This is a genomic window from Microbacterium ureisolvens, from assembly GCF_015278315.1.
Lineage (GTDB): Bacteria > Actinomycetota > Actinomycetes > Actinomycetales > Microbacteriaceae > Microbacterium > Microbacterium ureisolvens.
Genome location: NZ_JADIJE010000007.1, coordinates 105,331 through 120,451, shown reverse-complemented (window position 1 = coordinate 120,451; position 15,121 = coordinate 105,331). Strand labels below are relative to the sequence as shown.

Sequence of the window (15,121 nt, the reverse complement as noted above, 5' to 3'; positions counted from 1 at the left end):
GGAACGGCTCGGGCGCCGACCCAGTGCACCTAAACCTAATCGCGATCGGGCCTCGCCAATGTTGCCTTTCGTTAACGATCTGTAACAGCTTGAAATACGTGGTCGGAGGGCATTTCCGAGGCCATTTCGACAGCCCTGGCTGTGGATAACTCGTCGGTCCGCGGCAGCTAGGCCGCAGCCCGGACCCGCCGCGCGTGCAGCAGGGAGTCGACCGTCAGCACCGTCAGCGCGACCCAGACCAGCCCGAAGCCGATCCAGCGCTCGAGCGGCATGGGCTCCTGGAGCACGAGCCACCCGATGAGGAATTGCAGGATCGGCGCGACGAACTGGAGCAGGCCGATCGTGGTCAGTGACACCCGGCGCGCGCCGGCGGCGAAGAGCAGCAGCGGGATCGCGGTCACGACGCCGGCGAGGCTCAGCAGCACCGCGTGGCCCCATCCGGCCGCGCCCATCGTGAGGCCCTCGCTCACCCCCACGACGATCAGCACGACGACGGCGATCGGCGTCAGCCAGAGCGTCTCGAGTGTGAGCCCGCTGACGGCGTCGACGGATGGTCCGACCTTCTTCTTCACCAGGCCGTAGCACCCGAACGACGCCGCGAGCGTGAGGGCGATCCAGGGGAAGGCGCCGTAGCCGATCATGATGACGAGCACGGCCACCGTGGCGATGCCGATCGCGACCCACTGGGTCGGTCGCAGCCGCTCGCGCAGGACGAGGACGGCGAGCAGCACGGTCGCGATCGGGTTGATGAAGTAGCCAAGGCTGGTCTCGATGACGTGGTCGTTCAGCGCTCCATAGATGAAGACCTGCCAGTTGACATAGATCAGGAGGCCGGCGATCACGGTGAGGCCGAGCACACGCGGCTGCCGGAAGATCGCGACCAGGCGCGGCCAGGTGCGCGTCACCGTGAGCAGCAGCGCGCAGAAGATCAGCGACAGCACGATGCGCCAGGCCACCAGCTCCCAAGGGCCGGTCGGCACGAGCAGCAGGAAGTACAGCGGCAGGAACCCCCACAGCACGTACGCGCTGAAGGTGAAGATCCCGCCCAGGCTGCGCTCGCGCGCCTCCGCGGCCGTGGTCACGGCACGCCGGCTCCCCGTCGTGACCCCGAGATCGAGCGCCGTCGCGTCGTCCAGGCACTCCGCCTCACGGCTTTCGGACGGGGACGACTGCTCGCGACTCACCGAGTCAGCCTACGCCCGCCCGCACGGGCGCCTGCCTCGCGTGAGCCACCGATCGACGGGTGGACCGCCCCCGGACATGACGAGAGGGCCGGATGCCGAAGCATCCGACCCTCTCGTTGCGCGCTGTGCGCGGAACTCAGCGAACGACGACCGCGAGGACGTCGCGAGCCGACAGGACGAGGAACTCGTCACCGCCGAACTTGACCTCGGTTCCGCCGTACTTGCTGTAGATCACGCGGTCGCCGACGGCGACGTCGAGCGGGATGCGGTTGCCGTTGTCGTCGATACGACCCGGGCCCACCGCCACGACCTCGCCCTCCTGGGGCTTCTCCTTGGCGGTGTCGGGGATGACCAGACCGCTGGACGTGGTCTGCTCGGCCTCGACCTGCTTGATGACGATGCGGTCCTCGAGCGGCTTGATGGAAACCGACACGGTCTACCTCTTCTTTCTTGAGACTAAGACTCGTTAGCACTCTGACGTTGAGAGTGCTGATGCCAGTCTAGGCAACCGGCTGGCACTCATGCAACGTGAGTGCCAGCCGGCCGTCACAACCGCGCGAGCCGACGACGCAGCCCCATCCCGTGGACCGTCGGAACAGTCGTATCAGCCCGGCCCGATCGCGCTCTTTCAAGTGGACATCGAAGATCCCGCGCACCCCCTCGCGCTCGGCGGTACGGAGTGGTACAACCGTCTCGGGGAGGGTGTCCCGAACCTGGGGAATTTCGGACAATGATGTGCAGTTTCCTGCTCGCGGTGGACGTCGGCACCAGCCGGACCGCCGCAGCGATAGCGAGAGTCGATGCCGATGGCGGTGTCGAGACCACGGTGTTCACGCTCGGGCGTCACACGGACACCGCGCCCACGACGATCTTCGTGGGGGAGGACGATCTGCTCTTCGGCGAGGCCGCCGAGCGCCGAGGCCTCGCCGAGCCGGAGCGGCTCGTCCGGGAGTTCAAGCGGCGAATCGGCGACGAGGTGCCTGTCGTCGTGGCCGGTCGCCGATTCTCGGCGGAAGACCTGTTCGCACGTTCCGTCGCGTGGGTGGTGGAGGCTGCGGCTGAGCGCGAAGGCGGCCAGCCCGCAGCGGTCACCGTCACCGTCCCCGTCACGTGGGGCGAGTACCGCCGCGCCCTCGTGACGGCGGCGCTCGCGAGAACGGTGTCCTGCCCTGTCGACCTCGTCAGTGAGCCCGTCGCGGCCGCGTGGCGTTACGACGCGTCCAGCGCGCTGCCGGCTGGCCGGGTGCTGGCCGTCTACGACCTCGGCGGCGGAACGTTCGACGTCGCACTGGTGGGCAGGAGTTCCGACGGAGACCTGAGCGTCATCGGCACGCCCACGGGAATCCCCGACTTGGGGGGCGCCGATTTCGACGACCTCGTCTTCCGCCACACCCTCAGCGCGGCGGGAGTCGACATCGCGGAGCTCTCCCAGGATCCCCGCTCCCGACTGGCACTCGTCGCCCTGCGCCGGGAATGCGTCGAGGCGAAGGAGGCGCTCTCGTTCGACTCGGAGGCCGCGATCCCGGTATTCCTGGCCGAGTCCGGCACTACCGTGAGGATCACCCGTGGCGAGTTCGAGGAACTCATCGCGACAGGTGTGGAGCGCACGATAGCGGTTCTCGCGTCCGCGCTGGAGACGAGCGACGTCGGCAGCCGATTGGATGCCGTGCTGCTCACGGGCGGATCGTCGCGCATCCCCCGCGTGGCGCAGGTTCTCTCCGAGCGGATGGACGCGCCCATCGCGGTAGACGCCGATCCCAAGTCCGTCGTGGCGATGGGTGCGGTGCAGATCCTCGCTTCGCGCCTCATTCGCGCGGTCGAGGATGAGGCCGGCGATGAGGAAGCCGCGAGCCTCGCGGTGATCGGAGGAACAGAGGCACTGGCGCACGGCCGGGCCGCTCGGCCGCGCTGGCTGCGTCGGCTGCCCGTCGCGGCGGCGTTGGCGGGGGGTACGGCCGTGCTCGCGAGCGCCATGGTCCTCCTGGGTGCCACCGCTCTGGGCAACGGGACACGCATCGGGAGCACCGGCGGTCTCGCACCCTTCTCGGATTGGATCGGCGCCGCCCTGGGCGATCGGCCGGCCGCTGCCGCCGAGCAGGAAAGTCCTGCGGCGGCCATCCCGGGTCCGCCACAAGCGGGCACGTCGCCCTCTCCGCCGCTCAACAGCCCGCGGCACCGCGTAGCGGAGCGCGGAAAGGAGTCGCGAGCGGAGGCAGCGCCTCCTCCCTTCGCCACGATGAAGGTCGGCGTCGCGGCACCGAGCACGGGATCCGCCCCGACCGGCGACACCCCGTCCGGCGGTGCGCCTTCACACGGCACGACAACGACTCCGTCGGAACCCGGCGCCGATTCGGGGACGGATCCGTCGAGCGACCCCGGCACGGATCCGTCGACCGACCCCGGCACGGATCCGTCGACCGACCCCGGCACGGATCCGGCGACCGACCCCGGCACGGATCCGTCGACCGACCCGGGAACCGATCCCGGCACGGACCCTGGAACTGACCCCGGCACCGATCCCGGAACTGACCCCGGCACCGATCCCGGCACGGACCCCGGAACTGATCCCGGAACTGATCCCGGCACGGACCCCGGCACCGATCCCGGAACCGATCCCGGCACCAACCCCGCAGCGAGCGACACCGCGCCCCCCGCTCCGGAGCCGGCGCCTACCCCGGAGGCCACGCCGCTGATATCGCCCGAACCGGAGCTGCCGTGATGTCGTCGGTCTTCGTGATGACGGAACTCGGCGACTTTCCGCTCCGGGCGTTGCACCGGACGAGCGAGATCGACGACCTGCGGCTCCCCGGGGGGACGGTGCGTGCCGTCGTCTCGGGAACGGCAGGGTCCGGGAAGACCGCCCTGCTCCGACGGGTCGCACGGCTCCTGGCGGAGGAAGGTACGGAGGTGGCCATCCTTGGCGGCGACGCCGATCCGGCGGCGATTCCCGAACACGTCGTCCTTCTTGTAGACGACGCCCATCTCCTTTCCGCGCGCGCCGTGACGGCTCTCGCGATGCGGGCGGAGAACCCCGCCGCGGGCCTCGTGGCCACGCTGCGGCCGTGTCCCCTTCGCGCGGACGTCGGCAAGCTCACGCGACGCCTCGAGCAAGACCGTCCCGCGCTCGTCCTCGACGACCTCCGGCAGGTACGACCCGACGCGATCCCGTTGCCGGATCCGGGTCCGTGCGGACGCGACATCTTGCGACGCACGGGCGGCATCCCCTGGCTCGTCCGGGAGTGCCTCGACGCGCACGATCCCGGATGCACGGATCCGTCCGGACACTCGGTCCTGGAACTGCTCATCCGTCCGCGGATCCACCACCGGGTCATGTCGGCTCCAACCGATGTGCGAGGTCTCGTGGAGGAGCTGTCGCTGGGAACCGCGTCGGCGACTCTTGCTGCGGACGGCCAGGACGAAGCGAGCGCGCTGGTCGCCGAGGCCTATGCCGAAGGCCTGCTGTCGAGCGACGGACGCCCGGCCCCCTCGGTCGCGGCGGCCATCCGGGCACTCGCGCCGGCCTCGCGGTGGGTGGAGGTCATCCGATGCTCGCCTTCCACGGCGCTGCGGGATGAGCGGCTGTTCGACGGGCTGGACGGGAGGCTTGACGAGCGCATCGCGGCTTCGCTCATCGAGCGGGGTCGCACCGAGACTCACCGTGACCCCGCGCTGGCCGACGCGCTCCTCGCGCGGGCCGTGTCCTGCGGCGCGGACCCGAGCGCCCTGGCGGTCGAACGTGCCCGCACGTCGTGGGAACTCGGCCGCCTCGATGAGAGCGGAGTGCTGCTGGACGCACTCCTTCGCAGCCCGGATGCCTCACCTGCCGTCGTCGACCTCGCGGCGGCGGTGTGGGCAGAGCGGGGAATGATGTCGCTCGCCGCGGAAACGTATCGGGCTTCGAGTGCGGACGCGGCGGTCTCCATCCGAGCGCGCGTGGCGTCGGCGGCCGCCGGACGGGTGCCCCCTCCCCCACCTCCCGTCCAGAGCGGGCCGCCGACGCCACCGTCTACTCTGCGCGTGGCCGACGACCTCCTCGACAGAGGGCTGACGGCGACACTGCGCGGCGCCGCGGATGCCGGACTCCCCGAGCTGCAGGGAGCTTCGGAGCTGTACACCGCCGCGGTGGAAGAGAGCCCGTTGGTGGAACTTCCGGCGGTGATCGCGGCCGCGGCCGCGATCGGCGAGGGCGATCTCAAGACCGCTCAGACGATCGTGGATGACGCTCTGAATAGCCCTCAAGCCGGCGAGCGTGGTCGCTCGCGACTCGAGCTTTGGGCGGCGTGGATCGCCCTGCAGCGGGAACACCCCGCCGAGGCGAGGGCGGCGCTCGAGCGAGCCGTGTCAGGACGCCCGCTCGGAGCGAGGGACGACGCGATGGCTGCGACGCTCACGATCGGGCTCGCGCGAAGATACGACGACACCGCTGGACTCGGTGCGGCGTGGGAAGCCGAGCGGTCGCGCATCTCGCGCATCGAGCCGGACCTGTTCACGCTGCTTCCGCTGGGCGAGCTCGTCATCGCGTCGGCACGTCTCGGCCTGGCCGACACGATGCAGCCGGCGTTCGACCGGGCCCTGCGGATCGTCGCAGACCTCGGCGACCCGCCCGTGTGGGCGGCACCGCTGCACTGGGCGGGCATCCAGCGCGGCATCCTGCTCAACAATCCCGGTGCGCTGACAGCGCACGCTCGAGCGCTGGTCGCGGCCGCTCCGCGCAACCGCCTTGCGGCGCAGATGGCTCACGCCGGCAAGGTGTGGACATCCGTGCTCGCGGGAGCCGTCGACGCCGGCGCCGTCGAAGAAGCGGCGCGCGGACTGGCGGTAGTGGGGTTCGCGTGGGACGGAGCGCGTCTGGCCGGACACGGCGCCAGCCGGTCGGAGGACCGCCGCACCATCGCCCGTCTCCTGGCGTGCGCGCGCGAGCTGCACCCACGCGAGGCCCCGCGCGCCGCGGACGAGGCCACGGGCGCCGCCCCGGCCGACACCGGCGGATCCGCGCTCAGTGAGCGCGAACGCGAAGTGGCGGAGCTGGTGCTGCAGGGCAAGACCTACGCCGAGATCGGTGCCGCGATGTTCATCTCTCCCCGGACCGCGGAGCATCACATCGCGCACATCCGGCGCCGGCTCGAGGCGACCTCGCGATCCGACCTGCTCTCGAAGCTTCGGATCGCGATCGCTGGGTCGGCGAGCGTCGCTGAGGCGGTGACGGGATGACCCCTCAGCAGTGCACTCTGCGCATAGGGAGAACCCCCGATGCCCCTACCGCCGTTGAGACGTACGCTGTACCCGCCCTCGACCTTCATCGCGGAGGAGTCGACCAATGACCACGCCCCTGGCGACTGTCGCCAACTCGATCATCGAGTTCATTCTCAGTCTGCTGCGTGACCCGGCAGCGGTCGCGGAACTCGAGAAGGATCCGGAAGCCGCTCTCGTGAAGAACAAGGTGGCGGGCATCTGCGCGGACGACGTCCGCGCCGTCGCGCCCATCATCTACGACCGTCCGGACGTGGCGCCCAAACCGACTTCGGCACACTCCACACCGCCGCCTCCGTCCGACAACGACGTCGTCAACGAGATCACCCGCATCACCAACAACTGGACGACGATCGACAGCCGCGCCACCATCGTGGACCAGTCTGTCAATCAGAACATCTGGACCGAGGGCGGCGACGTCAGCCAGATCTTCGACCAGGGCGCGGGCGTCGCGTCAGGCGACGGCTCCGTCGCCGCCGGCGACGACAACACGGTCGGCGACCCGATCCCGGACGACGCCGACGAAGAACCGACTCTGCCGGACCTTCCGGATCTTCCCGGCGTGCCCGATCTTCCGGATGCCGCCGCCCCGGAGGATCCCGTGCCGGCCGTAGACGATTCCGCCTCCATCGGCGACACACAGCCGGCAGCTCCGGTCGCTTCCCTCGCAGCGGCCGAGGTCGCGGACGGGGCGCAAGAGGCCGCCACCGTGCTGCAGGCGACGGCGGAGACAGTCTCCGACGCCCCGCCACCGCCCGCGTACGAGGCCCCCGTCGCGGAGGTCGACGAAGCGGTCTGGAGCGAGCCGGACGACACCACACCGGTGGAGGAGATCGTGTATCCCGACGAGTTCAGCGAGGAGCAGTAGTCGCCGGTGACAGACCCGTCATCGCAGGCAGCCAAGCCTGCCGCGGATGCGCCGGCCGGTGAAGGCACGGCCGGCCGGAAGGCCGCGCCAGCGCGCCCGTCGCTCGCGAACCCGAACACCGCTCCGGTGCTGACGAAGCTCGCGCCGCCGTTCTCCGTCCGCACCGCGCAGTTCTTCTGGATCATCAGCTTCTTCGTGGGCGGCTTCGCCGTGGTGTACTTCTTCATCATCCGCAAGGAGCAGCTGCCTCTCATCGTCGAGGCGGTACGCGCGGTCGACCCGGCGCGCAACGAGCAGACCTACACGACGGCGGCGGACATCGTCTACTGGTCGGTGTTCTCGGTGATCGTCGGAGTGCTCCTGGTCCAGATCACTCTTCTCGTGTCGTTCATGGCTCGCCGGCCCCATATGCGTTGGTGGCAGCTACTCACCTGGGTGGTGCAGGTCGTCACGCTCGCCATCGCGTTGGACCTCGCGTTCACGGGCGAGCGCGCCGAGCCGCTGCGGCTCATCCTCGCGGCGCAGAGCGGTCTCGTGCTGCTCGCGCTGCTGTCGAGTGTGATGCCGAAAGCGCTCGCGTGGTCAGCGCGGAAGCACGACGTCGTGCGGCATCAGAAAGCCGGAGTCGCCGTCGGGGAGTGAGCGGTCGACGCCCAGAGCGATCTGCTCGAGACTGCGGATCACGACGTGACAGAGTCCCACGGTGGTGCGTTCGGTGAGGGGCGACTCCGCCAGGGCGCGCCACTGCGTCAGCAGCAGCTCGGCACGGTCCCGGACCGCGCTGTCGTCGGCGAACTGGTCGAGACCGACGCGCACGCCGGCGAGATCGCCGCGCGCGCCGATGATCCGCTCCGCCTCGGCGATGCGCTCCGCGGGAAGCTCGTATGCGCCGGAGCGCACCCGCGAGAGGGCCGCGAGTTCCCGCAGGGAGTGCGTCGTGGCCAGGATGCGCTCGATCTCGGCGAGCAGGGCCGCCGATCCCGGCCTCGGGCGCTCCTTCAGGAGCTCCTCGAGCCCGGGGAGCACGCCGTACACCTTGAGCGTGCCGGCCCGATCCCGGAAGTGGTCCCGCACGAAGACCTGCAGTGCGTTCAGGCCGCTCTGCCCGATCAGCCCCTGGGCCAGCGCCGTCGATGTGGTGGAGCCCCCGCGTATCAGCGCCGCAGAGAGACGGATGCCGAACAGCCCGAAGCGGGCGAGCAGCGCTCGTCGCGCAGGCTGACCGAGGGAGACGACGTCCGCGAGGCGCGCGAAGCGATCGGCCGACACGAGGAGACGTTCGCGGACACCTCGCTCGAGCGCGGCGATCTGGTCCAGCGCGCGGAACTCCTCCTCGCGCAGCGTGCGCGCGGTCTCGGCGAGCAAGCCTGCTACGGGGATGACATCGAGCACCAGTGAGCGCAGTTCCGTGTCATCGGCATACCGCTGTGCGACCTGCCCCGCCGACACCAGCGAGTCGATCCGCGCAGAGCCGATCTCATCGGCCCGCGAGAGCACCGCCACCGCGTTGACCGTGAGCGACCCGCCGACCGATACGTCACGGAACGCTTCGAGGAACCCGCGATCCGAGGCGTGCAGATGGCGCATGAGGTAGATGACCGCGTCGGCCGCGGAGGGGCTGCTGGGCTGCGTCAGGAAGGCATGCGCCCGGGCGGAGACGTCCGCCGACAGCGACGCGATGCCGGGGGTGTCGATGAGGATCAGCGAACGAAGGTTCTCCGACGGCCACCCCACGTCGATCCAGGCCACCTCGTCGGCCGTCGTCGTGTCGAGATCGATGATCGTGCGTCCGTTCTCGCGCCGGAACCGGAGCCGCCGCGGCGGACCGTCGTTCGGATGGAGAGTCACCGCAGGCGTGTCCGCCCGGTGGTACCGGGTGACCACGCGTGTGCATTCGCCCGCGTCCGTCGCAGCCAGCTCCTCGCCGAGCAGCGCGTTGAGCAAGGTGGACTTCCCGGCCTTCACCATGCCGGCCAGAGCGATCCGGAGCGGCCCTTGCAAGCGCTCGTCGTATGCGGCGATGACCTCGGCCGCCGGGTCATCCCCGTAGAGGGCGAGGGCCTCGCGTGCGACCCGCCGCGCGTCCGCGAGCGCCGGTTCTGTCATGCGCGCCGGCTCCTCATCGCCCCACGACCTTTATCGGTCCGATGCCGGCGGACTCGGGTGCACGGGGAGGCGGTGCGATCTGCGCCCGCAGCGCATCCAGCTGCCGCAGCTGCGCCCGGAGCAGCTTGATGCGCTCCTCGCGCTTGCCGCTCTCGACGCCGGCGGCCTGCTTGGCCGCCGAGACCGCCTCGGTGAACGAGCGGTGCAGCTCGTCCGCCATACCGCCGAAGTGGTCGCGGGCTGCCCGCTGCACCAGCCGGAGGCGGTCCTTGAGCTGCTTGCCGGCCTGGAAGACGACTTCGTCGATGTGCCGGCGGACGATGTTCTTCGCCTCCTGCTGACGTCGGGCCAGCCGGGCGCCCATGTCCTCCCGGTAGGCGCGTCGACCCACGATGACCCCGGCGAGAAGCGACAACGGGTTGATGAGGGGGAGTCCGACGAGGCCGGTCGCGAGCCCCACCATCAGCACGCCCCCGTACGAACCGCGCACACCGATGAAGATCTTCTCAGCGGCGCTCATGCGCCCCTCGTCGAGCGTTGCGATGGCCTCGACCGGGTCGAGTACGCCCGCCGCATCCGCGACGTCGATCGACGGGATGCTCTCCTCCCCTTCGAGGAAGAGTTCTGCAACCTGCTCGGAGAGCCAGCGCGCCCGCTCGTCCGTCCAGACGAACGTCTCCGACACCGCGGCCGATACGCGCTGGTCGAGCCACTCGGTGATCTGGTCCCAGATCGGCCCGGGATCACCGTCGTCGATCGACGCCTCGGCTTCCCGCTGGACTTTGCGCAGGCGATCGCGCAGGTCGTGCTCCATGTCCGAGATGAGGTCGGCGACGCCGTCGGTGAGGGTCACCTGCCAGCGTGCCGAGCGGCTCCGGAACTCCTCGGCTCGAGTCTTCGCCTCCTCCAGCTGCACGATGAGCTGCGGGGTGTCCTGCGGGTCGACGAGGGCGGTCAGTTCCGAACGGAGCGTGATCGCAAGCTGGTCGACGACCGAGGCGAGGTCGTGGACGGCGCTGCGCTGGTGGATCGTCTCAGCGCGTTCGAGGATGTTGCGGCGAAGATGACCCACCAGCGCCGGAAAGCCCGACTCCTCGTTCAGGTCGGGATCGCGCTCTTCCGCGGCGAGAAGACGAAGATCGCTGGAGACGGCGAAGATCGGGATGTCGCCGATCTTCGTCAAGTGTCCCCTGTCGATCTGCTCGATCTCGCGCCACTGGGGATACAGGTCGGTCTTCGCGAGCACCGCCGCGACATTCGGGGAGACCCGCATCGCGTGGCGCAGGAACTGCATCTCCGGTTCGGTGTACTCCTGGGACGCATCTGAGACGAGGATCACCGCGTGCGCGCTGGAGAGGGCCGAAAGGGTGAGCAGCGCACTTCGCGAGTCGAGACCGCCGACTCCGGGCGAGTCGACGAGTCGCAGTCCGCCACGGAGGATCTCCCGGGGCAGCAGCACCTCGGCCGACACGATGCGCCGCACGTTGTCGGGGTTGCCCTTGGCCGAGACGTACTCGGCCAGCTCGGTGAGCGGGATGCTCTCGCGGTGAGGTTCGGCGGTGGCGGCACCTTCCGGCAGCACGAGGACCGACGCGGAGGGTTCGGGGGCGTAGCCCACGGTTGTGGGCACGGTCGTCGCGATGTCGTCGTCCACGGGGCATGCCGGCGCGTTCACCAGCGCGTTGACGAGTTTGCTCTTGCCCTGCTTGAACTCCCCGACGACGATCACGCGCACGTGTGGGTCGCGCAGCCGATCGCGCGTGTTGACGAGGCGTTTGACGAGGTCGCGCCGTCCTGCTTGAGCGGCTACTCGGCCGACCCTGCTCACGAGATCCAGCAGTGCTGCGTCCGGGTGGGACGGCACATCGGTCGGGCCCGCGAGGTCGGCGCCCGGGGCGCCGGTGGGCTTGTCTTCTGCCAACGGCTCGTGTCCTCGTTCGCCTGTGTCGGATCCGGGCCGGGATCAGGCCGGGAAGTCGAAGCCGGTCGGGTCGGGTGCCGTCCCGAGAGATCCATCGTCGCCCCACAGCACGTCGGCGTCGACGTCCCAGTCCGAGGCGGTGATGTTCTCGATCTCCTCGGTGAAGGCGTTCACGAAGCCGTCGTCGTCCAGGAATGCGGACGGATCAGCGTCCAGGCCGACCGATGGGGAAGCCTGGACGACATCGTGATCGTCGCCGACCCCGAACGCGTCGGCCTCGGCCCAGTCGGATGGATCCGCCATGGCCCCTCTCCTCTCCACCAGCAGCAGCCGATGTCCCCGCCCTCAGTATCCCTCTCGCGCGGCGCCGGCGGAAGCGGATGCGAGTGTGCGCCCGACCGCCGAAGCGGCCGGGCGCTCTCCCCCAGTCCCACACCCCTGTGTTCGAGCGGCGTCCGGTGCGTCGCTGACGACCGCGCCCTCCTCCGCGACGCTCTTCCTGCTGAGAGAGAAGTGCACACCCGGCCGTTCGGGGACGGCCGGGTGGCACATGCCCTCCCTAGAAGTCGAGCTGCTCGGCGTCCGGGCTGTTGACGATGCCGTCGTTCTCGAGCTCGACATCCACTTCGGTGTCGTACTCGTTGAACGAGTCCGTCAGGTCGGCATCCACCGAGTTGTCCTGGAACGAGTCCTCGATGTCGACGTCCACGTCGGTCTCGGTCGAGTTGTCGGTCGAGTTGTCCGAGTTGTCGTTGAACGCGTCCTCGATCTCCGTGTCGACGTCCACATCCCAGTTCGTCGAGTTGTCGGTGTTGAACGCGTCCTCGAGCTCGACGTCGATCTCGGTCTCGGTCTCGGTCGAGTTGTCCTGGAACGAGTCCATGATCGATACCGAGTTGTCCTGGAACGAGTCCTCGATGTCGACGTCGATGTCCCAGTTCGTCGAGTTGTCGATGTCGACGTCGTCGCCTGCGGCGACGGCGTCGTCGCCCGATGCGAGCCCGCCCTGCTGCCCGAACACCTGGAACACCCCGCCGGAGTCGTTCGCCCAGATGTTCTGGTTGACCGACTGGTCGAACATCGTCGACCGGCTGTCGATCGTCAGACCGCCCGCACCCGCCGCAAGTCCGGCGCCACCGGCGCCGCCGCCGAGGTTGAGGTCGCGGAAGCCCGTCTGGTACTGACGAACGCCTGTCGAGATCGAGTGGTCGTTGAGCGTCTGCTGGTTGAAGGAGTCCGTGATCGCGACATCGACGTTCGTCGAGTTGTCGTTGTACGAATCCTCGTACTCGGTCGAGTTGTCGGAGTTGTCGTTGTACGAGTCCTCGGTCTCGGTCTCGGTCTCGGTCGAGTTGTCCGAGTTGTCGTTGTACGAGTCCTCGGTCTCGTTCTCCGTCGAGTTGTCGGAGTTGTCGTTGTACGAATCCTCGGTCTCGGTCGAGTTGTCCGAGTTGTCGTTGAAGGAGTCCTCGGCATCGTTCTCCGTCGAGTTGTCCGAGTTGTCGTTGTACGAATCCTCCGTGTCGGTCTCGGTCGAGTTGTCCGTCGAATTGTCCGAGTTGTCGTTGAACGAATCCTCGTTCTCGTTCTCGGTCGAGTTGTCGTTCAGCGAGTCCGCCAGATCCACGTTGGTCTGAAGACCCAGCAGATTGGTGTTGTCGTCGGCCATGATGATCTTCTTTCTTCGCTGGTGCCAGTCGGCTCGTGTCTCAGAGTCTGCTGGCGGGGCCCGCGGCGTACATCGGGGGAAATCCCGAACTATCCGGGGTCTGGGAGGGGGATTGCCCAGGGTGCGCGGTACGCGACGAGTCGACGACCCTGGTGCGGGACGTAGGCTCGGCAGGTGGAACGCTCCGAACTCGAGGTGCTGCTGACCCCCGAAGGCCTGCGCCTGCTGGACGCGATGGCGCCCGTGGATTCCGCGGACGACGTCGCGAGGGCGGTGACCCGGCTGCGACGCGACGGCCACTCCCCCGACCTCGTGTCGGCCGTGGTGGGGCAGGCGCGGCTGCGCACCCGCGCGCGGGGCAAGTTCGGCGACCTCGCCGACCGCATGCTCTTCACCCGTGCCGGCCTGGAGCAGGCGACGCGGCTGCCGATCGCCGCGCGCCACGCCGCGCGATTCCGCGACGCGGGCTTCACCCGCGTCGCCGATCTCGGGTGCGGCATCGGCGGCGACGCGCTCGGCCTCGCAGGCCTCGGGCTGCGCGTGCTGGCGGTGGACGCCGACGAGCTCACCGCGGCCCTCGCGGCGTACAACCTCGCTCCGTTCGGCGCCGACGCCGACGTACGCCACGGCACCGCCGAGACCGCCGACCTCGACGGCGTCGACGCTGTGTGGCTCGACCCTGCGCGCCGCACGGCCGGTCATGGCGAGACGTCCCGCACACGTCCCGAGGACTGGTCGCCGTCGCTGGACTGGGTGTTCGACCTCGCCCGCCGCATGCCCGTCGGTGTCAAGCTGGGCCCGGGCCTCGACCGCGACGTGATCCCCGATGACGTCGAGGCGCAATGGGTGAGCGCCGACGGGTCCACGATCGAGCTCGTGCTGTGGTCGGGCGCGCTCGCGCGCCCGGGTGTGCGACGGGCCGCTCTCGTGATCCGCGGCGACAGCGCCAACGAGCTGACGGCGGAGACGGATGCCGCGGACGAGCCGGTTCGCGAGCTCGGCGCCTTCCTGCACGAGCCCGACGGCGCCGTCATCCGGGCGCGGCTCATCGGCGACGTCGCCCGGACGCTCCAGGCGGGGATGCTCGACGAGCACATCGCTTACCTCACGTCGGACGCGGCGCTCACGTCGCCGTTCGTCTCGACGTTCCGCGTGCGCGAGGTGCTGCCGGCCGACGTGAAGGCGCTGGGCAAAGCGCTGCGCGAACGGGACATCGGCCGCCTCGAGATCAAGAAGCGCGGGGTGGATGTCGACCCCGCGGCACTGCGCACGCGTCTGAAGCTCCGGGGCTCGGCGGCGGCGACCCTGCTGCTCACTCGCATCGGATCCCGCCGCACCGCGATCCTGGCCGACCGCGTCTGACGGCAGGGAGACCGCTCAGCCGAAGAGGTTGGCGCGGAATCCGGCGTAGAGGAGCCATCCGGCGCTGTACAGGATCGAGACGACGCCGAGCACGATCGCCCACACCGCCACGGCGCGGCTCTCGAGCGGACGCCGCAGCGCGATGATCCCCGACACCACGGCGATGAGTCCGATCGGGAAGCCCCAGCCGACGAACAGCGAGACGACGAGGCCGACGATCGCGAACGCGAGCGCCCACGTGCCGAGCCCGCGATGGAAGTCGGCGGGCTCGTCAGGCCGCCACTGCGTGTCGTCGGGCGTGAACTCGCCGCCTGGCTCGGCCGGTGCGGACTCGACGGTCACCGCGACCGGCGCCGTCGGCAGCCGCGAGAACCCGCCGCGGTGCGCGCCCGGCATCGGGGTGGCGTCGTGGGTCAGGTCGACGTCGGGCGAGGGCGCCTCGACGGTCGGACGCGCGGCTGGGGCGGCCGGGGCCGGCGGGGCTGCGGCCGGGGCGGGCGTCGCGGCAGGGGCGGGTGGCGCAGGCGGGGTTGCCGGAGCTGCGATCGGACTACTCGGCGCCGGGGGCACGGCTGGGGTACTCGGTGCCGGTCCCGCGGGTGAGACGTCAGGGGCGGCAGCGGGGGTGCTCGGAGCTGCCGCCGGGATGCTGGGGGCGGCCCCCGGAACGGCCAGCGCGGTGCCCGCAGACGCGAACGCGGTGGGAGCAGACGGCGCGGGAGCAGACGGCGCGGGAGCAGACGGCGCGGCCTCCGGACGCG

The 15,121-nt window shown here is 69.9% G+C and carries 12 protein-coding genes; 5 read left to right on the top strand and 7 right to left on the bottom strand.

The window, feature by feature from the left end:
- Positions 1-167: 167 nt before the first annotated feature.
- Both rarD and groES read right to left on the bottom strand, forming a co-directional pair.
- A complete protein-coding gene (rarD, locus tag IM767_RS12320) occupies positions 168-1,082 on the bottom strand; it encodes an EamA family transporter RarD (protein WP_109210570.1) in 915 nt (304 codons plus the stop codon).
- Positions 1,083-1,320: 238 nt separating this feature from the next.
- Complete coding sequence (gene groES, locus IM767_RS12315; protein WP_045275440.1) at positions 1,321-1,617, bottom strand: co-chaperone GroES; 297 nt, start codon at positions 1,615-1,617, stop codon at positions 1,321-1,323.
- 297 nt (positions 1,618-1,914) lie between these two features.
- Here groES and IM767_RS21015 point away from each other — a divergent pair, with 297 nt between their 5' ends.
- The 4 genes from IM767_RS21015 to IM767_RS12295 all read left to right on the top strand — a co-directional run bounded on the left by IM767_RS21015 (position 1,915) and on the right by IM767_RS12295 (position 7,944).
- Positions 1,915-3,903 carry an Hsp70 family protein gene (locus tag IM767_RS21015; protein WP_109210409.1) on the top strand — a complete coding sequence of 663 codons (1,989 nt, stop codon included), beginning with the start codon at positions 1,915-1,917 and terminating at the stop codon, positions 3,901-3,903.
- The gene (locus tag IM767_RS12305; protein WP_109210410.1) at positions 3,903-6,395 is read left to right on the top strand and encodes a helix-turn-helix transcriptional regulator; all 2,493 of its coding nucleotides are present in this window, start codon (positions 3,903-3,905) and stop codon (positions 6,393-6,395) included. The genes IM767_RS21015 and IM767_RS12305 overlap by 1 nt, the downstream gene beginning before the upstream one ends.
- 106 nt (positions 6,396-6,501) lie before the next feature.
- Positions 6,502-7,302: an IniB N-terminal domain-containing protein gene (locus IM767_RS12300; RefSeq protein ID WP_109210411.1), complete on the top strand. Its 801-nt coding sequence runs from the start codon at positions 6,502-6,504 to the stop codon at positions 7,300-7,302.
- Between the two features lie 6 nt (positions 7,303-7,308).
- Complete coding sequence (locus IM767_RS12295; protein ID WP_109210412.1) at positions 7,309-7,944, top strand: hypothetical protein; 636 nt, start codon at positions 7,309-7,311, stop codon at positions 7,942-7,944.
- Here the strand turns inward: IM767_RS12295 and IM767_RS12290 are convergent.
- From IM767_RS12290 to IM767_RS12275, 4 genes are all read right to left on the bottom strand, one after another.
- Positions 7,885-9,408 (bottom strand): dynamin family protein, encoded by a 1,524-nt coding sequence (locus IM767_RS12290; RefSeq protein ID WP_109210413.1) that lies wholly within the window; start codon positions 9,406-9,408, stop codon positions 7,885-7,887. The two genes, IM767_RS12295 and IM767_RS12290, sit on opposite strands and share 60 nt — an antisense overlap.
- 13 nt (positions 9,409-9,421) lie before the next feature.
- Positions 9,422-11,329, bottom strand: coding sequence for a dynamin family protein (locus IM767_RS12285; RefSeq protein WP_242061520.1), 1,908 nt, complete (start codon positions 11,327-11,329; stop codon positions 9,422-9,424).
- A 42-nt stretch (positions 11,330-11,371) separates the two neighbouring features.
- Entirely contained in the window at positions 11,372-11,632 is a 261-nt protein-coding gene (locus IM767_RS12280) for a hypothetical protein (RefSeq protein WP_109210414.1), read from the bottom strand.
- A 256-nt stretch (positions 11,633-11,888) separates the two neighbouring features.
- Positions 11,889-12,998: a hypothetical protein gene (locus tag IM767_RS12275; protein WP_194398877.1), complete on the bottom strand. Its 1,110-nt coding sequence runs from the start codon at positions 12,996-12,998 to the stop codon at positions 11,889-11,891.
- 174 nt (positions 12,999-13,172) lie between these two features.
- On the opposite strand from IM767_RS12275, the gene IM767_RS12270 reads away from it, so the two are divergent.
- Positions 13,173-14,360 carry a THUMP-like domain-containing protein gene (locus tag IM767_RS12270; protein WP_109210416.1) on the top strand — a complete coding sequence of 396 codons (1,188 nt, stop codon included), beginning with the start codon at positions 13,173-13,175 and terminating at the stop codon, positions 14,358-14,360.
- Between the two features lie 15 nt (positions 14,361-14,375).
- On the opposite strand, the gene IM767_RS12265 is transcribed toward IM767_RS12270, so the two are convergent.
- Positions 14,376-14,756 (bottom strand): DUF4190 domain-containing protein, encoded by a 381-nt coding sequence (locus IM767_RS12265; protein ID WP_194398876.1) that lies wholly within the window; start codon positions 14,754-14,756, stop codon positions 14,376-14,378.
- Positions 14,757-15,121: the final 365 nt, after the last annotated feature.

Bases quoted from the DNA above. Each gene is read 5' to 3' on its own strand.
- IM767_RS12275 (WP_194398877.1), bottom strand. From the start codon at position 12,998: ATGGCCGACGACAACACCAATCTGCTGGGTCTTCAGACCAACGTGGAT.
- IM767_RS21015 (WP_109210409.1), top strand. From the start codon at position 1,915: ATGATGTGCAGTTTCCTGCTCGCGGTGGACGTCGGCACCAGCCGGACC.
- IM767_RS12300 (WP_109210411.1), top strand. From the start codon at position 6,502: ATGACCACGCCCCTGGCGACTGTCGCCAACTCGATCATCGAGTTCATT.
- IM767_RS12265 (WP_194398876.1), bottom strand. From the start codon at position 14,756: ATGCCGGGCGCGCACCGCGGCGGGTTCTCGCGGCTGCCGACGGCGCCG.
- IM767_RS12305 (WP_109210410.1), top strand. From the start codon at position 3,903: ATGTCGTCGGTCTTCGTGATGACGGAACTCGGCGACTTTCCGCTCCGG.
- IM767_RS12280 (WP_109210414.1), bottom strand. From the start codon at position 11,632: ATGGCGGATCCATCCGACTGGGCCGAGGCCGACGCGTTCGGGGTCGGC.
- IM767_RS12290 (WP_109210413.1), bottom strand. From the start codon at position 9,408: ATGACAGAACCGGCGCTCGCGGACGCGCGGCGGGTCGCACGCGAGGCC.